Annotated in this window: 11 protein-coding genes and 1 tRNA gene; 7 read left to right on the top strand and 5 right to left on the bottom strand. The window is 70.5% G+C overall.

What is annotated here, in order from left to right:
* Window positions 1-373 precede the first annotated feature (373 nt).
* From bioH to bioB, 4 genes are all read right to left on the bottom strand, one after another.
* Complete coding sequence (gene bioH / locus CEK66_RS14000) at window positions 374-1,135, bottom strand: pimeloyl-ACP methyl ester esterase BioH (protein ID WP_152237312.1); 762 nt, start codon at window positions 1,133-1,135, stop codon at window positions 374-376.
* Between the two features lie 49 nt (window positions 1,136-1,184).
* On the bottom strand, window positions 1,185-1,538 hold the full coding sequence (locus CEK66_RS13995; RefSeq protein ID WP_152237311.1) for a hypothetical protein: 354 nt from the start codon (window positions 1,536-1,538) through the stop codon (window positions 1,185-1,187).
* Window positions 1,535-2,740, bottom strand: a complete 1,206-nt coding sequence (bioF, locus tag CEK66_RS13990) for an 8-amino-7-oxononanoate synthase (protein WP_152237310.1) — start codon at window positions 2,738-2,740, stop codon at window positions 1,535-1,537. The genes CEK66_RS13995 and bioF overlap by 4 nt, the downstream gene beginning before the upstream one ends.
* 101 nt (window positions 2,741-2,841) lie before the next feature.
* A complete protein-coding gene (gene bioB / locus CEK66_RS13985; RefSeq protein ID WP_017914166.1) occupies window positions 2,842-3,885 on the bottom strand; it encodes a biotin synthase BioB in 1,044 nt (347 codons plus the stop codon).
* A gap of 73 nt (window positions 3,886-3,958) precedes the next feature.
* On the opposite strand from bioB, the gene CEK66_RS13980 reads away from it, so the two are divergent.
* Window positions 3,959-4,666 (top strand): ComF family protein, encoded by a 708-nt coding sequence (locus tag CEK66_RS13980; protein WP_152237309.1) that lies wholly within the window; start codon window positions 3,959-3,961, stop codon window positions 4,664-4,666.
* 110 nt (window positions 4,667-4,776) lie between these two features.
* Here the strand turns inward: CEK66_RS13980 and ubiA are convergent, their stop codons facing one another.
* Window positions 4,777-5,679 (bottom strand): 4-hydroxybenzoate octaprenyltransferase, encoded by a 903-nt coding sequence (ubiA, locus tag CEK66_RS13975; protein WP_017909533.1) that lies wholly within the window; start codon window positions 5,677-5,679, stop codon window positions 4,777-4,779.
* Window positions 5,680-5,938: 259 nt separating this feature from the next.
* Between ubiA and CEK66_RS13970 the strand changes: the two genes are divergently transcribed.
* The 6 genes from CEK66_RS13970 to CEK66_RS13945 all read left to right on the top strand — a co-directional run bounded on the left by CEK66_RS13970 (window position 5,939) and on the right by CEK66_RS13945 (window position 19,053).
* Window positions 5,939-6,015: transfer RNA gene (locus CEK66_RS13970), tRNA-Arg, on the top strand.
* Between the two features lie 536 nt (window positions 6,016-6,551).
* Entirely contained in the window at window positions 6,552-8,570 is a 2,019-nt protein-coding gene (locus tag CEK66_RS13965) for a sensor histidine kinase (RefSeq protein WP_226978610.1), read from the top strand.
* Window positions 8,571-8,645: 75 nt separating this feature from the next.
* Window positions 8,646-9,311 carry a response regulator transcription factor gene (locus CEK66_RS13960; protein ID WP_226977772.1) on the top strand — a complete coding sequence of 222 codons (666 nt, stop codon included), beginning with the start codon at window positions 8,646-8,648 and terminating at the stop codon, window positions 9,309-9,311.
* Window positions 9,312-9,616: 305 nt separating this feature from the next.
* The gene (locus CEK66_RS13955; RefSeq protein WP_226975057.1) at window positions 9,617-11,344 is read left to right on the top strand and encodes a ShlB/FhaC/HecB family hemolysin secretion/activation protein; all 1,728 of its coding nucleotides are present in this window, start codon (window positions 9,617-9,619) and stop codon (window positions 11,342-11,344) included.
* Between the two features lie 34 nt (window positions 11,345-11,378).
* Window positions 11,379-17,651, top strand: a complete 6,273-nt coding sequence (locus CEK66_RS13950) for a YDG domain-containing protein (RefSeq protein WP_152237307.1) — start codon at window positions 11,379-11,381, stop codon at window positions 17,649-17,651.
* 559 nt (window positions 17,652-18,210) lie between these two features.
* Window positions 18,211-19,053 (top strand): alpha/beta fold hydrolase, encoded by an 843-nt coding sequence (locus CEK66_RS13945; RefSeq protein ID WP_152237306.1) that lies wholly within the window; start codon window positions 18,211-18,213, stop codon window positions 19,051-19,053.
* Window positions 19,054-19,158: the final 105 nt, after the last annotated feature.

The raw sequence follows: 19,158 nt of genomic DNA, 5'->3' as shown, positions 1-19,158 counted from the left end.
TTTGGCGCGGGCAAAGGTGGTGATCGGGCTGAAGGTCGCCAGCCATAACGTGATGCGGCTGGCACGGCTACAGGAGCGGGCCATGGTGCCAGCGTGATCGGCTGAGGTAGCCCAGCGGCCACCTCAGCCTCCCAACCACCACGATCAGGCGCCGCTCTGGTGCCGTTGCGACAGATGCTACCCCTGGCTCCAGGTCCTGGCAGGTTGTTCGAGGTGCCCGCAATGCGTCGGGACTGAAGTCCCTCCCACAGTGCACCCGCCGGGCTCGACGCAAGCGCTTGTAGAGCGGCTTCAGCCGCGACCCGACGCAACAGGCGTGTCGCGGCTGAAGCCACTGCTACGACAGCACCGTGGAACGCGCGGCGCGACGCCGCTAGTCCAGCGTTGCCAGGAGTCCGCGAAGTGCTTCGGCCACGGTATCGGCATGGCCGAGGAACGGGGCGTGGCCGCCACCGGCGACGATCAGCGCGCGCGCGTTCGGCGCCAGCGCCGCGGCGGCCTCCATGCCCGCGGGTGGGACCAGGCGGTCGCGCTGGCCGCCGATCCACAGGCTGGGCACGCGCAGGCCGGGCAGGGCGCGGCGCAGATCGGTACGTTCCAGCAGGGTCAGCCCGTCCTGCAGCACGTGCGGGTCGGGCGCGCCGCGGGCGTCGAGCGCCTCGCGCAAGGTGCGCAGTTCGGCGCGCGCGTGCGCCGAGCCGAGCGTATCCAGTGCCAGGAAGCGCTCGAGGGTGCCGCGATAGTCCTCGGCCAGATCGCGGCCGAACTGTTCGAACACCTGCGGCTCCACCGCGTGCGGCCAGTCGCTGCCGCGTACGAAGCGCGGCGTCGCCGCGAGCATCGCCAGCCCGCGCACCTGCGGTTGCGTGGCGGCGGCGTGCAGCGCGAACAGCCCGCCCAGCGACCAGCCCAGCCACACGGCCGGCGGCGTGGCCGCGGCGATCGCGCTGACCACGTGCGGCAATGCCAGTGGCGTGTCGTCGCCGCGGCTGTGGCCGTGCCCGGGCAGGTCCACCAGGTGCAGGCGGTACTGCGCCGACAGGCGCTCGACCAAGGGCGCGAAGATGCCGCCGTTCAACGCCCAGCCGTGCAGCAGGACCAGATCGGGGCCCTGCCCCAGGGTGTCGATATGCATCGTCGTCCGTCGTCGCGAAAGAACAGGAAAGGCAGCGTCGGCCGTCGCGTCAGTGTGCCGCGCGCTGCGCCAGCACCTGCGGCAGCAGCAGGCGCCACTGTCGGCGCGGATAGTCGCGGGTGCGCCAGGCGGACACGCGATGCGCACCACGGCGCTGCTGGATCGCCGCGCTCAGCCAGTCGCCGTCGATGCCCTGCCAGGCGCCAGCCGGCGTCAGCAGGTTCGGCGCCAGCCGCGGATGCACGTCCTCGCGCAGCATCTGCCACAGCGTGTCGGTGGCGAACGGCGAGGCGGCGAGCACGGCGGCGATCTGCGGATGGTGTGCGTCGACCGCGGTGTCCAGGTACAGCGTGGCCAGCGCGTCCCACACCGCGCGTCGCGCGGCGAGGCCGGTCGCGCTCACGCCGGCACGCCGGGCGGGTGCGCGGCCACGCGATCGCGGGCCAGCGCCAGGGCATCCAGCAGCGCCTGCACCTGCGCCGGCGTGTGCAGCGCCGACAGGGTCACGCGCAGCCGCGACTTGCCCTCCGGCACGGTCGGCGGGCGGATCGCCGAGACCAGGTAGCCGGCCTGTTCCAGCGCCGCCGACCACGCCAGTGCGGTGCGCTCCTCGCCGCACAGCAGCGGCTGGATCGGCGTGTCCGAGGCCATCAGCTCCAGGCCATGACGGCGGGCGCCGCCGCGGAACAGGGCGATCAGCTCGACCAGCCGCTCGCGCCGCCACTGGTCGCGCCGCGCCAGCTTGACCGCCGCCAGCGAGGCCGCGGCCTGCGCCGGCGGCAGCGCGGTGGTGTACAGATACGGCCGCGCGGTTTCGGCCAGATGCCGGATCAGCGTGGTATCGCCGACCACTGCGGCGCCGTAGCCGCCCAGTGCCTTGCCCAGGGTCACCAGTTGCAGCGGAACGTTGTCGACACCCAGCCCGGCCTCGGCGACGCTGCCGCGCCCCTGCGGGCCGACCACGCCGACGCCGTGCGCGTCGTCCACGTACAACAGCGCCTGTTGGGTGCGCGCCACCAGCGCCAGCGAGCGCAGCGGGGCGACGTCGCCGTCCATGCTGAACACGCCATCGGTGGCCAGCATCGCCGCCCCGTCGGCGGCGTGCTTGAGCTGGCGCATCGCGCCTTCGGCATCCAGATGCGGATAGCGACGCAGGCGGCAGCCGGCCAGGCGGCTGGCGTCGAGCAGGCTGGCGTGGTTGAGCCGGTCCTGCACGCACACGTCCTCTTCCTCGCTCAGCAGCGCCTGCTGCACCGCCAGGTTGGCGATGAAGCCGCTGCCGAACAGCAGCGCCTGCGGATAGCCGAGCCAGTCGGCGATCTCGCGTTCCAGCGCCTCGTGCAGCGCGTGGTGGCCGCACACCAGGTGCGAGGCGGTGGCGCCGGCGCCCTCGCGCGCGGCCGCGTCCTGCAGGGCGGCGACCACTTCGAACTGCTGCGCCAGGCCCAGGTAGTCGTTGCTGCAGAAGCCGGTCAGCCAGCGGCCGTCCACTTCCAGGCGCACGCCGTCGCGGCGGCCGACGCTGCGGCGCACGCGCAGGCGCCCCTGCGCTTCGCGTAGGGCGCGCGCGGACTGGATGCGGTCGTGCAGGTCGGGACGGGCCATGGGCGCGGGACGGGCATCTGGCGGGCTAGCGTAGCGCGTCCCCGGCCGGGCCGGGCGCCGCCGGCGATGGACGGCCGGATCGGCGGACGGACGCCCCAGGCTCAGACCAGCGCGGCGGCGATCGCCGGTGTGGGCTGGGCGGTGATGTCCGCGTGCACGGTGCCGGGATGGTCGTGCGCGTCGGCATCCACCATCACCTGCATCGGCCGCAGCCCCAGCCGCGCGAACAGCGCCTGGTCACGCTCGGTGTCCGGGTTGCCGGTGGTCAGCAGTTTCTCACCGTAGAAGATCGAGTTGGCGCCGGCGCAGAAGCACAGCGCCTGCAGTTCGTCGCTCATGCTCTCGCGCCCGGCCGACAGCCGCACCATCGCCCGCGGCATCGCGATGCGGGCGACGGCGATCGTGCGCACGAACTCGAACGGGTCCAGCTCGACCGTGCCGTGCAGCGGGGTGCCGGCGACCTGCACCAGGCGGTTGATCGGCACCGAGTCCGGATGCACCGGCAGGTTGGCCAGCGCCTGCAGCAGGCCGGCGCGCTGGTCGCGCGACTCGCCCATGCCGACGATGCCGCCGCAGCAGGTCTTCAGGCCGGCGTCGCGCACGTGGGTCAGGGTGTCCAGGCGGTCCTGGTACTGGCGGGTGTGGATGATCGAGTCGTAGAAATCCGGCGCGGTGTCCAGATTGTGGTTGTAGTAGTCCAGCCCGGCCGCCTTCAGCGCCTGCGCCTGGGTGCCGTCGAGCATGCCCAGGGTGGCGCAGGTCTCCAGGCCCAGCGCCTTCACCTCGCGGATCATCTCCGCCACCTTCGGGATATCGCGGTCCTTGGGCGAGCGCCAGGCCGCGCCCATGCAGAACCGCGACGCGCCGGCGGCCTTGGCCTGGCGCGCCTTGTCCAGCACCGCCTCGGTGCTCATCAGCTTCTGCGCCTCCACGCCGGTGGCATAGCGCTGCGCCTGCGGGCAGTACGCGCAGTCTTCCGGGCAGCCGCCGGTCTTCACCGACAGCAGCGTGGACACCTGCACCTGCGCCGGATCGAAGTGTTCGCGATGCACGGCGGCGGCGCGGTGCAGCAGTTCCGGGAACGGCAGGTCGAACAGGGCGAGCAATTCCTGGCGTTGCCAGTCGTGTCGGACGACAGCGGACATGGGGGTTTCCTGACGGTCAGCGGCTGGGAAAGCGGGCAGTCTGGTAAGCATGCAACGTCCTGTCAACTTCACAATGACTGGTTTGGTTGACGGCGGTTGGCGCTGGTTGCAGCGCCGCCTGCTGCCGGAACGCTGCCTGGTGTGCGGGGAGCCCGGCGCGCCGGGCCTGGACCTGTGTGCCGCCTGTCGAGACGGCGTGCCCTGGAATGCGGCGGCCTGCTGCCGCTGCGCGCTGCCGTTGCCGGCGCTGGATGCCGAGCAGGTCTGCGGCGCGTGCCAACGCCGGCCGCCGTTGCTGGAGCGGGTGGCCAGCGCCTGCGTGTACGCCGCGCCGGTCGATGGCCTGTTGCGCCGCTTCAAGTTCCATCAGGACCTGGCCGCCGGGCGCCTGCTCGCCGCGCTGCTGCAGGCACGCTGCGCGGCCTTGCCGCGGCCGCAGGCGCTGCTGCCGGTGCCGCTGCATCCGGCCCGGCTGCGCCAGCGCGGTTACGACCAGGCGCTGGAACTGGCGCGGCCACTGGCGCGCGCGCTGGAGCTGCCGCTGTGCCTGGACCTGCAGCGGGTGCGGGCGACCGCGGCGCAATCCGAACTGGATGCGCGCGCACGCCGGCACAACCTGCGTGGTGCGTTCGCGGTGCCGGATTCGGCGGCGTTGCCGGCGCACGTGGCGCTGATCGACGACGTGATGACCACCGGCGCGACCCTCCACGCCGCGGCAAAGGCACTGCGCCGTGCCGGCGTCGAACGGGTCGATGCCTGGGTGGTGGCGCGGGTGCCGTGAGCGCTGCACCGGCTGTGCCTGCACCGCATGGCGGACCCGTGCCTATCGCGTGGCCTGTGGCCAGGGTTTTGTTGCGCGCCGCCGAAGCGGGCTGCCGAACCGCGTCGGTGTCAGCCGGCGCGCAGTGCCAGCGCCGCGGCAATGCCGGCGAAGATCGCCAGGCCGACCCAGTTGTTGTGCAGGAAGGCGCGGAAGCACGCAGCGCGTTCGCGGTGCCGGGCCATGCGGAATTCGACGACGACCAGCAACGCCGCCACGCCCAGCCCGGCCCAGTACCACACGCCCAGGTCCGCGCGATGCCCGACGAAGGCGAGAGCGACGAACATCAGCGCGTACAGCACGCCCTGGATGACCAGGTCGAGTTCGCCGAACAGGATGGCGGTGGACTTGGAGCCGGCGCGCAGGTCGTCCTCGCGATCGACCATCGCATACCAGGTGTCGTAGGCGGTGGCCCACAGGATATTGACCGCGTACAGCAGCCAGCCCAGCGCCGGCACCTCGCCGCGCACCGCGGCGAAGGCCATCGGAATGCCCCAGCCGAAGGCCATGCCCAGGTAGACCTGCGGCAGGTAGGTGTAGCGCTTCAGGTAGGGATAGCTGGCGGCCAGGAACAGCCCGACCACGCTCAGGCCGATGGTCAGCGCGTTCATGGTCAGCACCAGCGCGAACGCCACCAGCATCAGCACCGCGAACACCGCCAGCGCTTCGCGGCCGCTGACCGCGCCGGTGGCCAGCGGCCGGCTGCGGGTGCGCTCGACCTGCGGGTCCAGCCAGCGGTCGGCGTAGTCGTTGATCACGCAGCCGGCCGAGCGGGTCAGCCACACCCCGGCGGTGAACACGAACAAGGTCCACAGCGGCGGTATCCCATCGGCGGCCAGCCACAGCGCCCACCAGGTCGGCCACAGCAGCAGCAGCACGCCGATCGGCCGGTCGCCGCGCAGCAGTTTCCAATACTGGCCCAGGCGCGCGCGCGGCGGCAGCGCGGCAGGCGTTTCGTAGCGTTCGTAACCCATCGCGCAAGGGTAGCAGCCGCGTGGTGCCGGCGGCGCGTCGCGGAGGTGGATGCGCCGTGTCCTGCGTTGGTTGGCCGAGCGCCGCAGGACGCGGACGGGCGCCAGGCGTCCACGGCGAGGTGGCCGCCGCGCCGCATGTCGACGCAAGGTGCCGGTGAGCGGACGGCGGCGGCCGCATGCCCATGACGCGCGCGCCGTCGCCGGGCCGTGCGAATGGGGGAGACGCGGACCACGAATGCCGTTAGAATGCGCGTCCGTTGCGCCCGTAGCTCAGCCGGATAGAGTAGTGGCTTCCGAAGCCATTGGTCGGGGGTTCGAATCCCTCCGGGCGCGCCATCCCCCGCCGTGCATGCCGATCCTGTCTGGCATCGCCCGCGTCCTGTCCGCCATCTGCGCTGGCTCCTCTTTACTCTTTCGCTTCCGCCGCCCTGCGGCCGTGCGAACGCATGCGTTGCTCGCTGCCGGGCGCTGTGGCGCCGATGCGTCATGCCCGCGCGACCCCGACCTTGTCCCAGCGCTTGGTCAGCGTCCCATCCGCTCCCAGAAGCATGGTACGCGGCGTGCTCTGCTGGAGCCGTCTGCGCGGTGTCCGAGCAGGGCGCCAGGCGTGGTACTGGCTGCGTGCGTGTTCGGAGACGGGACGTGCGCCGGAACGCACGGAACGAGGTGTTGCGCAACGTCATAGGTTGATGAATTTCACATTACATGTCTCCCTGTGTAGAATTTCGAAGCGGCCAGGGTAGTGTCCGCCACAGGGCCGGCATGGGGATGCCGCTCGCAGTGCTTTCAGTGACGCCCGCCACCTGCATACGCACACGTTCGGATACAACGCCGGGTTCTTCATGCGCCGCCGCTCGACGCTCACGCCCCTGTTGCTCCTGATCGTCCTGTTGCTTGGCGGGTGCGGCGGGATCCAGTCGGTCTCCGAGCAGGGCCGCCGCTCCATTGCCCTGGACGGGCACGTACAGATGCTGCGCGACCGTGCCGGCACGCTCGACGTGCACGCGGTGGCGGCGCGCGGCGACCTGCAGCCGGCGTCGCCGGAGTTCAGTCTCGGCTACATCCCTGATGCGGTCTGGCTGCGCCTGCGCCTGGATCGCATGACCCGCCTGCCTCGGGTGCTGATGTTGCAGGTGGACGCGCCGCTGGCCGATACCGTGCGCCTATACGTGCCGCAGCCTGGCGGTGGCTTCCGCGAACTGCGCCGCGGCGAGGACGTGTCGCAGCGCGAGTACCCCTACCTGCTGCGGACGCCGGTGTTCCAGTTGGAAGCGCCGGATGGACGCTATCCGGAGGTCTACCTGCGCCTGACCGAGCGCAACGCGATGACGGTGGCGCTGAAGCTGTGGGAGCCGCAGGCGCTGCTCGCCCACGAGGCCTTGTCCGCCAGCCAGGACAGCATCTTCCTGGGCTTCATCCTCGCGCTGTGCATGGCCGGCACCTTCATCTGGCGACGCAGCGGTGTGGGGCCGGTGCGCTGGTATGTCGCCTACATCGCCACCAGCGGCTACAGCGTGTACAAGACCCGGGGCCTGGTCGGCCCGTTCTTTCGTCTGGACACGCACGATGGCGGCGACACCGTACTCGGCGTGGTGCTGGCGCTCAGCGTGGCCATCGCCGTGTCCTTCAGCGTGCGGTTGATGGCTTTGCACACGCATTTCCCGCGGCTGTCGCGCGCCTACGAAACCTTCGTGTGGCTGGTGATCGGCGTCGCCTGCAGCGGATTCCTGCTTGGCAGGTTCGGCACGGTGATGCCGTTCGTGCAGGGGCTGAGCCTGGTCAGCGTACCGTTGCTGCTGCTGGTGGCGGCTTACCTGAGCTGGCGCGGCCAGGCCATGGCCAAGCTGTACCTGGTGGCGTTCCTGGTGCTGTACATCGCATTCTTCCGCGGCTTCCTGATCAACCTTGGCCTGCTGCCGAACACGCCGTGGCTGCGCAATGGCGCGCCGCTGGCGGTGGGCCTGACCCTGCACCTGCTGTTGCTGACCTTCAGTTTCGCGCAACGCTTCTACGCGCTGGAGAAGCAGCGCCAAGACGCATTGGCCCTGGCGCTGGAACTCTCGCAGCAGTCCGAGGCATCGCTGGAGCACAAGGTGCGCGAACGCACCCGCGAACTGGCCGAGGAAATCGTGCAGCGCCAGGCCACCGAGCAGCGCCTGCGCGAAAGCAAGACGCAATTGCGGCAGGCACTGGTCGCCGAGCAGCGGCTGCGCGAGGAGCAGCGCGAATTCGTGACGTTGCTGTCGCACGAGTTCCGCACGCCCTTGTCGATCATCCATGCCAGTGGCCAGATGCTGCAGGACACGGAGACCGCGCTGCAGCCGGCAGGACGCCGCCGCATCGAGAAGATCCAGCGATCGGTGGAGCGCATGTCCGAGTTGATCGAACGTTTCCTCGACGATGAACAGGTGCTCTCGGACGAAGGCGCGCTCAAGCGCGAGGTGTTTGCGTTGCCCGCGCTCATCGACGAGGTGCTGGACGCGCTCGATCCGTCACGCGAGCGCGTGCGGGTCGAACTGGCGCAGGCGCCGCTGCGGGTGGATTGCGACCGCGGCCTGCTGCGGATCGCCCTGGACAATCTGTTGGGCAACGCCCTGAAGTACTCCGGGCCGGGACAACCGGTACGGCTGACGGCCACGGCGCAGGCGCAGACCCTGATCCTCGGCGTCGCCGATCAGGGTCCCGGCATTCCGCAGCACGAGCACACCGGGATCTTCCGCAAGTTCGCGCGCGGCAGCGGCAGCGGCGGGACTGCCGGCGCGGGGCTGGGGCTGTACCTGGTCAAGCGCATCGCCCTGCGATTGGGCGGCGAATTGACCCTGGACAGCGACGGCCGCGGCGCGACCTTCAGCCTGCGCCTGCCCCAGGCCGTCGCCGCGGAGGGGCGGTGAGCATGCGCACGCACCGCACATGCGGCGCACGGCATGGCGTCGCGCGCCGCCGCCGCGCCGGGGAGGCACGCTGACATGGCATTGATCGGTCTGCTCGAAGACGAAGTGGATCTGTGCGAGGAACTGCAGAGTTATCTGGTCGGCGCCGGACACCGCGTGGTATCCGCTGGCTCGGCCGCGGCCTTCTTCGCCGCAAGTGCCGGGCTGCGCTTCGACGTGGTGATCCTCGATCGCGGGCTCCCCGATGCCGATGGCCTGGAGATCGTGGAGCGCCTGCGCAGCGCCTCCCCGGGCGTCGGCATCATCATGTTGACCGCACGCGGTGCCAGCGAGGACCGCATCCATGGCCTGGAGAACGGGGCCGACCACTATCTGGTCAAGCCGGTGCGCCTGGCGGAACTGGCGGCGCACGTGCGTGCGCTGTTGCGGCGGCTGCCGCGCGGCTGGCGTCTGGTCGCCAGCGAATGCTGCCTGTACACGCCGGAGGATGCGCGTCTGGAACTGAGCGCGCGCGAGTTCGCGCTGTTGCGGGTGCTGGCCGTGCGCGCCGGCGAGATGGCCGGCCGCCGCGAGGTGGCCGAGGCGCTGGGCTGGGACTGGATGTCCTTCGACCAGCGTCGCCTCGACACCTTGATCAGCCGGCTGCGTCGGCGCTGCCGCGACGCCTGCCGCCAAGAACTGCCGATCCGCACCGAGCACGCGCGCGGCTACCTGACGACCGAGCCCGTGCGCGTGGAGTGACTGCGCCACACCGTAAGGCGAGCGTGCGATGGCGATCTTGCGCAATCGAGTGCGCGCACGCTGTGGCGCCGGCGATGCGCGTCAGAATTCCGCCGCCGATGAGGGTGGCGTGCCGGGCGCCGACCGTTTGAGTGCGCCAAAAATCCGCCGAAAAAGCCTGCAATTCTGCGGCGCGAGCGGGATGCGTATGCGGTCTTCTGACGTTACGCGGGCGTGTCAGAACTCGTAAGTTTTCACACCCTCGTGATCTCCAGAATGGCGCCGATCAACAAGGGCGCGTTCTGCGCACCACACGGGGACATTGCATGAATACCACGCGGCTGGCCAAGCTTCTTGGCCTCGGCTCGTTGCCACTCGCTGTCAATTTGGCTCTTGCGCAGACGGCGCCGCCGGACGCGGGTTCGCTGCTCAACCAGCAGCAGCGCCAGGAACGGTTGCAGCCGCCGGCCGACGATGCGGCCGCGTTGCTGCAGGCGCCGTTGCCCGATGCGCCGGATGGCGGCTTCAGCGCACGCATCGACCGCGTCCGCTTCAGCGGAGCCGAGGGCGCGATCGACACGCAGGCGCTGCAGGCGGTGGTTGCCGATGCGCTGGGCAAGTCGCTGACCCACGCGCAGTTGCAGGCGCTGGCGCAGCGGGTCAGTGCCGCGCTGCAGGCGCAGGGTTATCTGCTGGCGCGCGCCTATCTGCCGCGGCAGGACCTGAGCAACGGCGAGCTGGAGATCGCGATCATGATCGGGCGTCTGCAGAACGCGCCCGGCCGCGTGCAGGTGCTGTCCGACGATGCCGCGCTGCGCGCCCGCGCGACCGGCATCGCCGATGCGGCCTTGCCCGAAGGGCCGGTGCGCAACGACCAGTTGGAGCGCGCGCTGCTGTTGATCAACGACGTGCCAGGCGTGAGCGCGCGTGCGACGCTGGAAAAGGGCGCCGAGCCCGGCAGCAGCCGCCTGCTGATCCGTGCCGATAGTGCGCCGGCGTGGATCGGCGGCGCGAGCGTGGACAACTTCGCCAACCGCTACACCGGCGCGTGGCGCAGCAGCGCCTGGGGCGCGGTGAATCGGCCGTTCGAGCACGAGGACCTGCTCGGCGTGAACCTCAGCCACAGCAGCGGCAGTGATCTGCTGGGTCTGAACTACGCCATCGGCCTGACCCCGTCGGGTCTGCGCGCCAACGTCGCCGCCTCGTCGATGCACTACGCGGTTGGCGCCGAGTTCAAGCCGCTGGACCTGCGCGGCAGCGCGCGTACCGTCAGCGCCGGCCTCAGCTATCCGCTGTTGCGCACGCGCAAGCGCAGCCTGTGGATCAGCATGGACGCCGAGCGTCGCGAGCTGGTCGACAAGGCGCTGGGCCAGGTCCTGCGCGAGCGCAATCTGGACCGGCTCACCACCATGCTCAGCGGCAACGCCTGGGACGGTTGGTGGGGCGGCGGTTACTTCGGCGCCAGCCTGGGCTGGGTCGCCGGCCGTGTGGAGTTGGACAACGCGGCCGACCGCATCGCCGACGGGCTGAGCGCGCGCACCCGCGGCAGCTACAACAAGCTGGTCTGGCGCGTGGAGCGCAATCAGAGCCTGGGCGGCTTGAGCAACTGGGGTCTGTACGTGGGTGCCAATGGCCAGTTCGCCAGCAAGAACCTGGATTCATCGGAGAAGTTCCTGCTCGGCGGCCCGTCCGGGGTGCGCGGGCATGCGGTCGGCGAAGGCAGCGGCGACAACGGCTGGCTGGTCAATGCCGAGCTGCGCCGCGATTTCCTCGTCGCCAGGCACGTGCGTGCGCAGGCGCTGTTGTTCGCCGATCACGGCCACGTGCGTCAGCACATCGATCCGTGGGCGGGATCGGTGATGCCGTGGTCGGGCAATGCGTATGACCTGTCCAGCGCTGGTATCGGCCTGAACCTGCAAGGCGAGCGCTGGTCGCTGCGCGGTGCCTGGGCGCACCGGCTGGGCGACAACCCCGGCCGCAGCGCCGCCGGCCTGAACGCCGACGGCTTGCGCGACGACCACTACCTGTGGCTGCAGGCCAGCCTGCGCTTCTGACGCCGCCACTCCACGCCTTCTGAGGACGATTCGCATGAATCACATCTACCGTTTGATCTGGGACGAACTGCGTGGCGCCTACGTGGTCGCCGCCGAGATTTCCCGCCGCCGCGGCAAGCGCAGCGGCACCGTGGTGCGCGCTGCCGCCGCCGCGATCGCCATCGGCAGCGTGCCGCTGTCGGCCTATGCCGTGGATCCTGGCGCATTGCCCGACGGCGCGCAGATCGCCGCCGGCAATGCGCACCTGGACCAGCACGGCGCCAACCTGACCGTGCATCAGGACAGCCAGCGGCTGATCCTGAACTGGAACAGCTTCGACATCGGCAACCAGGCCAGCGTGCGCTTCGAGCAGCCCGACAGCACCGCCATCGCGCTGAACCGCGTGCTCGGTGGTACGCCCAGCCAGGTGCTGGGCGAACTGAGCGGCAACGGCCAGGTCTGGCTGGTCAATCCCAACGGCGTGTACTTCGGCAAGGGCGCGCAGGTGGACGTGGGCGGGCTGCTGGTCAGCTCGCTTGGCATCAGCGACAGCGACTTCCTGGGCGGCCACGCGCGCTTCGTCGCCAGCGGTGCGGCCGGCGCGGTGCGCAACGACGGCGCGATCCGCGCCAACGGCGGCGTGGTGGCATTGCTGGCGCCGGCGGTGAGCAACACCGGCAGCATCGCGGCGGGCCAGGTCGGCCTGGCCGCAGGCGATCGCGTTGCGGTGGACTTCGGCAGCGACGGCCTGCTGTCGCTGGCGGTCGCCCAGGACGCGCTGAAGGCGGAACTGGCGCAGAGCGGCACCATCCGCGGCAACAACGTGGTGCTCAGCGCCGCCGGCGCCAGCGCGCTGCGCTCCAGCGTCATCAACATGGATGGCGTGGTCGAAGCGACCTCGCTGGGCGCGCATGGCGGTCGCATCCTGCTCGACGGCGGCGACGCCGGCCAGGTCCACGTCAGCGGCCGCCTCGACGCCAGTTCGGCGACCGGCCAGGGCGGCCGCATCGACGTGCTAGGCCAGCAGCTACGCCTGGACGGCGGCGCGCGCCTGGATGCCAGCGGCGCGACCGGCGGTGGCGCCATCCACGTCGGCGGCGGTTGGCAGGGGCACGATCCGGCGTTGCGTAACGCCACCCACGTGGAGGCCGATGCCAGCGTCGCGCTCGACGCCAGCGCCGGCAGCAGCGGCAACGGCGGCGAAGCGGTGGTCTGGTCCGACGGCGACACCCGGTTCGCCGGCAGCATCGCCGTGCGCGGTGGCGCGCAAGGCGGCAACGGCGGCCGCGCCGAAGTCTCCGGCAAGCAGCAACTCGCCTACAGCGGCCGCACCGATGCCAGCGCGGCCAACGGCGCGATGGGCGACCTGCTGCTGGATCCGGACACCATCAGCATCCAAGGCGGCGGCACCGGCATCGGTTCCCTGGGCGGAAGCACGGTATACGTGCGGGACCTGCAGGCGCAGAACGCCAACGTGATGCTGGTGGCCGACAATGGCATCACCTTCGGCGACCTGTCGCTGAACGGCGGCAACGGCCGCCTGAGCATGGCCAACAATGTCAGCCTGCGTCTGGAGAACACCAACGGCACCATCAGCTTCGCCAATCCGACCAATACGGTGGAAGTGTTCGGGACCGGCAGCATCTACATGCAGAGCGGACGCACCAACACCGGCTTCCTGAGCAGCATCGGCAACCTGATCGCACATGGCCCCGGCACCAATCCCGGCACGCTGCCGACCCACGACGTCACCCAGAACGGCAACGGTACCCCGGGCGCCGGCTCGATCACCCTGTACGGCGCCGACGGCATCTCGGTCAGCGGCGCGCTGACCACCAATGGCGGCTACGTGCGCATCTGGGGCGACTCGGACAACATGGGTGGCGGCGACCTGACCCTGAACTCGCCGATCTTCAGCAATGGCGGCAACGTGTACCTGTCCACCGGGCAGGGCGCGGTGACACTGAACTCCAACATGACCCTCGGCGCCGGGCGCGTGCTGTTCAAGGCCGATGGCAGCTACACCAGCGGCGAGAAGATCCTCAACGGCCTGATCGACGCCAGTGGCGACTTCAACATCGATACCGCCTTCACCATGAAGGGCGGCGCCAGCATCTACACCAGCGGCAACATCGTGTTCGGCAACGTACCGGTCAATCTCGATACCGGTAGTGGCGTGCTGGTGCTGCGCGCCAACAAGATCGACTGGGGCTCGTCGACTCTCAACAACCTCAGCACCGCGTCGATGCGCTTGGAGCCGTACGACCCTTCGGTCAACATGGTGCTGGGCGACGCCAACGGCTTCGCCTCTGCGGCGACGCTGAACAAGTTGCCGGGCATCCGCAACCTGACCATCGGCCGCGCCGACGGCACCGGCACCATCAGCGTCTCCGGCAACTACAACTTCAACGCCAGCGGCAGCTTCGAACTGCTCGACAAGACCCTGGACATCACCGCCGGCAGCCTCAGCAACAGCACCGGCGACGTGATCCTGACCGGCGACACCATCAACCTCAGCCAGCATGTCACCGCCAACGGCGGCAACGGCAAGGTCACGATCCGGCAGATGACCGCGGCCAACGCCCTGCATCTGGGCACCGGGCTCAGCAACGCGACGATCGGCCAGGTCAACGCGGCCACGCTGGAAGTGGGCCGCAGCGACGGCGGCGACCTGGTGTTCGACAGCGACATCGTCACTGGCGCCAGCACCGTGAGCCTGAAGAGCGGCCAACGCGTCTTGGGAGTCAACGGCGGCGTATCTGCGGCCAAACTGGCGGTCACCGCCGGCGCTGGCGCCACCCTCAGCGACAGTACCTTCAACTTCACCACGCTGGCGCTGGACGTGGGCGGCGCCACCCAGATCGCCAGTTCCAGCGCCACTTGGGGCCTGGGTCTCGCCGACACACTGACCGGCTTGAATGTGCGCGCCGGCACCACCGGGACGGTGGGATTGAACGCGACAGGAACCTTGGGCCTGAACAGCGCGATCAACTTCAACAACAGCGCCGCCACCCTCGCCGCCACTGCCGGCACCGGTTTCGATGCGGCCAGCACCACGCTGAGCAATCAGACGGCAGCTACCGTGGCCTTCGCCCTGTCCGGCGGCAACCCGTTCGCGTTCGGCGGCAGCAGCACTGTCCTGAGCGGCAGCATGCTGTCGCGCTTCAACGGCGTGAGCACGTTGCGTGTGGATGCGTCGGGCAATGACGTGACGATGGGGGCGTTCAACGTCGCCGTTGGCAACCGCATGCAGGTGCAGGCGCGTCGTTTGCAGCAGACCGACGACGTCGGCGTGAGCGGCGGCAGCCTCTATCTCAGCGCCGCGCAGGGCGGCCTGAGCCTGAACCACGGGATCAGCGCCGCGCAGACGCTGTCGCTCAACGACGTCGCCGGCACCGGCATCCAGGGCAGCGGCGCGTTGACCGCCGCGGCGCTGGCGCTGCGCTCCAGCGGCGCGGTGTCGCTGACCTCCGCCAGTACCCTGGTGAACGCGATCGCGGCGCAGAGCGGCGACCTGACTTTCCGCAACAACGGCAGCCTGCTGGTCGGCAGTGTCGATGGCCTCGCCGGCATCGCCTCCACCGGCGCGGTGGACGTGCGCCTGACCGGCGCCAGCGCGGACCTGACGCTGCAACAGGCGGTGAGCGCGGGCAATGCCGCGCAGCGACAGACCGGCGTGCTGCTGGCGGCCGGCCGCAACTTCATCAATCAGGCAGGCAGCAGCGCGGTGAGCACCGGCAACGGCCGCTGGCTGGTGTATTCCACCTCGCCGCTCAATGACACCCGCGGCGGTCTGGCGCCGCAGTTCAAGCAGTACAACGCCGGCACCGGCAGCACCGTGCTGGATGCGGGCAGCGGTTTCCTTTACCGCGTCGCCCCGACCGTTGCCGTCGCCCTCACCGGCGCAGCCAGCAAGACCTATGACGGCAATGCCGCTGCCGCACTGGGCGGGATCGGCTACACGGCCAGCAGCGGTGCGATCGACGGCGATACGGTTGTCGTCACCGGCACCGCCGCGCACTACGACAGCAAGAACGTCGGCCACGGCAAGGCGGTCACCGTCGACGGCCTCAGCGTGGACCACGCCGGCAACGGCGCGGTGCGCGTGTACGGCTACGGTCTGGCCAGCACCAGCGCCAGTGCCAACATCGGTACGATCGGCCAGAAGACGCTGCAGCTGGGGGCCGGCTCGATCCAGGGCAAGGTCTACGACGGCACCACCGCCGCCAGCCTGGGGTCGGCGGCCCTGAGCGGCGTGGTGAGCGGCGACGACGTGCGCTTCGCCGGTGCATCCGGCGCGGTGTTCGCCGACAAGCGCGCCGGCGTCAACAAGCAGGTCACCGTGTCCGGCATCGCGCTCGGCGGCAGCGATGCAGGCAACTACCTGGTCGACAGCACGGCCTATGCCGACATCGCCAAGCGCACGCTGACGGTGGCGGTCGACATCGCCGGCAAGGTGTACGACGGCGGGATCGGCGCGCAGGTGCGCAACGCCACGCTCGGCAATGCCGTCGTCGGCGACGATGTGTCCGTCGCCACCCAGGCCGCGTTCGTCGACAAGAACGTCGGCGACAACAAGAGCGTCGTGGTCGCCGCACAACTCGGCGGCACCGATGCCGACAACTACGTCATGGACGTGGCCACCTCGACGCCGCGCGGCAGTACCGCCTCGATCACGCCCAAGACGATCGACGCCGGCACGCTGAGCGTGACCGCCAAGGTGTACGACGGCAACCGCACCGCCAACGTCGGCAGCAACGGCCCGGTCGGCACGCTGAGCGGGGACGACGTGGCACTGGTCCTGCAGGGCCAGTACGACGACAGGAACGCCGGCACGGGCAAGCGGGTGGACGTGACCGCGGGCTTGCGCGGTGGCGATGCCGGCAACTACCAGTTGCTCGCGACGCGCCTGCAGTCCAGCGGCGACATCACGCCCAAGACGATCGACGCCGGCACGCTGAGCGTGACCACCAAGGTGTACGACGGCAACCGGACCGCCACCGTCGGTAGCAGCGGCCTGGTCGGCACGGTCGGTGGGGACGACGTGGCGTTGATCTTGCAGGGCCTTTACGACACCAAGAACGCCGGCACCGGCAAGCGCGTGGACGTGACCGCGGACCTGCGCGGTGGCGATGCCGGCAACTATCGCCTGGTCAACACCAGCCTGCAGTCGCGCGGCGACGTGGCGGCGAAGGCACTGACCGTCGGCAATGTGGCCGTGCTGGACAAGCGCTTCGACGGCGGCAGCGACGCGGTGCTGGTACTGCCGCCGCTGCGTGGCGTGGTCGCTGGCGACGAGGTCGCGCTGCAGGGTCGGGGTCAGTACGACAATGCCTCGGCCGCGGCGGGCAAGACGGTGCAGATCGCACTGGCCCTGAGCGGTGCCGACGCGGGCAACTACCGCCTGACCGACGCGCGTCAGCAGACCGTCGCCGGCATCGAGGACCTGCCGGGCCGCAACGCGGTGGACGCGGTCTCGCAGCCGAGCATGGGGGGCAACGGCACGCAGCCGGGCGGCACCGCCGACGGCAATTCGTTGACGGCGGCGGGCGCGATTTCGGCAGCGGCCGGCGCGATGGGGGAACTGGGCGCATCGGCGCAACCGCGGCTGGGTGGAACCTCGCTCGATCCGACCGGCGCCGGCAGCACGGCATCGGGTGGCGCCGCCGGTGGCAGCGGCAGTGGCCTTGGCGGTAGCGCCGGTGGTTCGGGCGGTGCCGGCGGCACTGCCGGCGCTGCGATCGGCACGGGCACCGGGATCACCGCGGCCGACGGTGCCACCGGCTCGGCGGGCGCCAATACCGGTGGCAACGGCGCAGGCAACGTCGTCGATGCCCAGGGCGGTGCTGGCGCCGCAAGCCAGGGTGCCGGCCAGCGCGGCGGTGCCCCGGGCGATGTGGCGATGGAGCAGGTGCTGCGCAACGGTGCCGGCGTGAGCCTCGCTACCGGTGGCGAGACCCTGGCGCAGCCTGAAGTGGCGGTGCTGACGGTGTTCGACGGCGAAGGCCGCGCGCTTGGCCGCCTGCGGGTGGAAGACCTGGGCAGCAGCCTGGCGCTGCACCCGCTGGACGGCAGCGCGCCGACCGCGCCGAACCTGCAGCAGAACGTTCGCGCCAGCGCCCAGACCAGTGTGGCCGTCGATGCGGACGAGAACGCTACGCTGCGCCTGTCCCTGCTGGAAGACGGCACGCTCCACGTGGTGGCGCCGCGTTCGGCCGCACGCATGGACCGCGAAACGCTCAGCGCCTACGCGCTCGGCGCGCTGAAACAGCAGGCGGGCGTGTCGGTGAAGCAGGTGCGCGCGCTGGTGCTGAGCTTCGTCGACTGACGGAGTGGCGAGGGACACAGGGGCGGCTGCCGCCTCTGCGTCCCGGCGGCCTGGCTGATCGGGGGAAAGGCCAGGCCGGGTTCGACCGTCTCGGCGCGGGTGATGCGCCTGAGGCGGAGGCAGCGGCGTCCGCGGTGCGATGGTGGCAAGCGCGGAACACCCTTGCGGTGAGATCAAGGTCATCGCCTCGCCATCGTCGCGCCGCGGACGCGCCACATTCTGGAGGTGTCATTGCCTGATGCATGCAGGGTGCGACACAGCGCGACCCTGCGTCGCACAAGCCCTCATGCGGGAGCGTGCTCTGGCAGCCTTGTGGGTGGGAGGCTGCCGCCGCCGTTCCGGCGCGTGTGCCGCGCGGCCAGCGCGATGCTGTGCCTGTGCCGCCCATCGCCACCGCATCGCTGCAGTGTCGCCGCGCCGGGGCGATACGGCTATCGTATCGGGATGCCGAGCGCTTCCCCACTTCCCTTTCGACGCAAACGGCGTGTTGCTTGCGCGACGATGGTGTTGTTGGCCGCTGGCTGTCGGCGTCGCTGGCGGTAGTCGCGGTGTCGCACGCATGATCGCGACGAGCAGTTCGCGCACGCCCCTGCCCAAGCCGGCCGTCCGCCGGCTCGGCGCGGACGATGCGCTGGCCTATCTGCGGGTGGGCGAGGGCGCGCCGGTGCTGCTGGTGCATGGGGCCCTGTGCGACTACCGCTACTGGGCGCCACAACTGCGCGGCCTGGCCGACCGCTTCCAGCTCAGCGCGCTGAGCCTGGGCCAGTACTACCCGCGGCTGCCGTCGGCGTCGCGGCATGCGTTCGGCTGGCGCTGGCATGCGCAGCAGCTCGCCGCCTTCATCGCCGAGGAAGCGCGGCCGGTGCATCTGGTCGGTCATTCCCGTGGTGCCGCCGTGGCCTGGCAGGCGGCGCTGCTGCGGCCGGATGCCATCGCCAGCCTGACCCTGTTCGATCCGGGCGGCCCGCAGCGGCAGGGCCTGCCGGCCGACGTTCAGGCGGTCCGCGCACAGGCGATCGCGTTGCTGCAGGGTGGCCAGGTGGAGGCCGGCCTGGAATGCTTCGTCGATTCGGTCAGCCAGCCCGGCGCCTGGGCGCGCAGCAGCGCAAGCTTTCGGCAGATGGTGCGCGACAACGCGCAGACCCTGGTGCCGCAGATCGCCGACGTGCTGCCGGCGTACCGACCCGAGCAGGCCGCTGCCCTGGCGATGCCGGTGTTGCTGGTCGCCGGCGAACGCAGTCCGGCCCAGTACCGCGACAACGCCGCCGCCCTGGCGGCCTGGCTGCCGCAGGTGCGCCATGAGGTACTCGCCGGCGCCTCCCATGGCATGACCTTCACGCATGCGCGCCGCTGCAACGGCTTGATCGCCGATGCGGTGGCCGCGGCCGACCGGATGCTTTGAGGCTCTGCTCGCGGATGCCGCGGCGTGGAACATTTTGCACTGGACGATTATTTGGACAGGAAGCGTGACCGGCGGATTTCTATGCACGGAACGTCCGTGCGCATT

Source organism: Xanthomonas sp. LMG 12460, from assembly GCF_009192895.1.
Taxonomy (GTDB): domain Bacteria; phylum Pseudomonadota; class Gammaproteobacteria; order Xanthomonadales; family Xanthomonadaceae; genus Xanthomonas_A; species Xanthomonas_A sontii.
Note: the sequence above shows the minus strand (reverse complement) of the source record. Positions and strands in the feature narration are given on the sequence as shown.

Coding starts and splice junctions, on each gene's coding strand:
- bioH (WP_152237312.1), bottom strand. CDS start 1,135: ATGCATATCGACACCCTGGGGCAGGGCCCCGATCTGGTCCTGCTGCAC.
- bioF (WP_152237310.1), bottom strand. CDS start 2,740: ATGGCCCGTCCCGACCTGCACGACCGCATCCAGTCCGCGCGCGCCCTA.
- bioB (WP_017914166.1), bottom strand. CDS start 3,885: ATGTCCGCTGTCGTCCGACACGACTGGCAACGCCAGGAATTGCTCGCC.
- CEK66_RS13980 (WP_152237309.1), top strand. CDS start 3,959: ATGACTGGTTTGGTTGACGGCGGTTGGCGCTGGTTGCAGCGCCGCCTG.
- ubiA (WP_017909533.1), bottom strand. CDS start 5,679: ATGGGTTACGAACGCTACGAAACGCCTGCCGCGCTGCCGCCGCGCGCG.
- CEK66_RS13960 (WP_226977772.1), top strand. CDS start 8,646: ATGGCATTGATCGGTCTGCTCGAAGACGAAGTGGATCTGTGCGAGGAA.
- CEK66_RS13955 (WP_226975057.1), top strand. CDS start 9,617: ATGAATACCACGCGGCTGGCCAAGCTTCTTGGCCTCGGCTCGTTGCCA.
- CEK66_RS13950 (WP_152237307.1), top strand. CDS start 11,379: ATGAATCACATCTACCGTTTGATCTGGGACGAACTGCGTGGCGCCTAC.
- CEK66_RS13945 (WP_152237306.1), top strand. CDS start 18,211: ATGATCGCGACGAGCAGTTCGCGCACGCCCCTGCCCAAGCCGGCCGTC.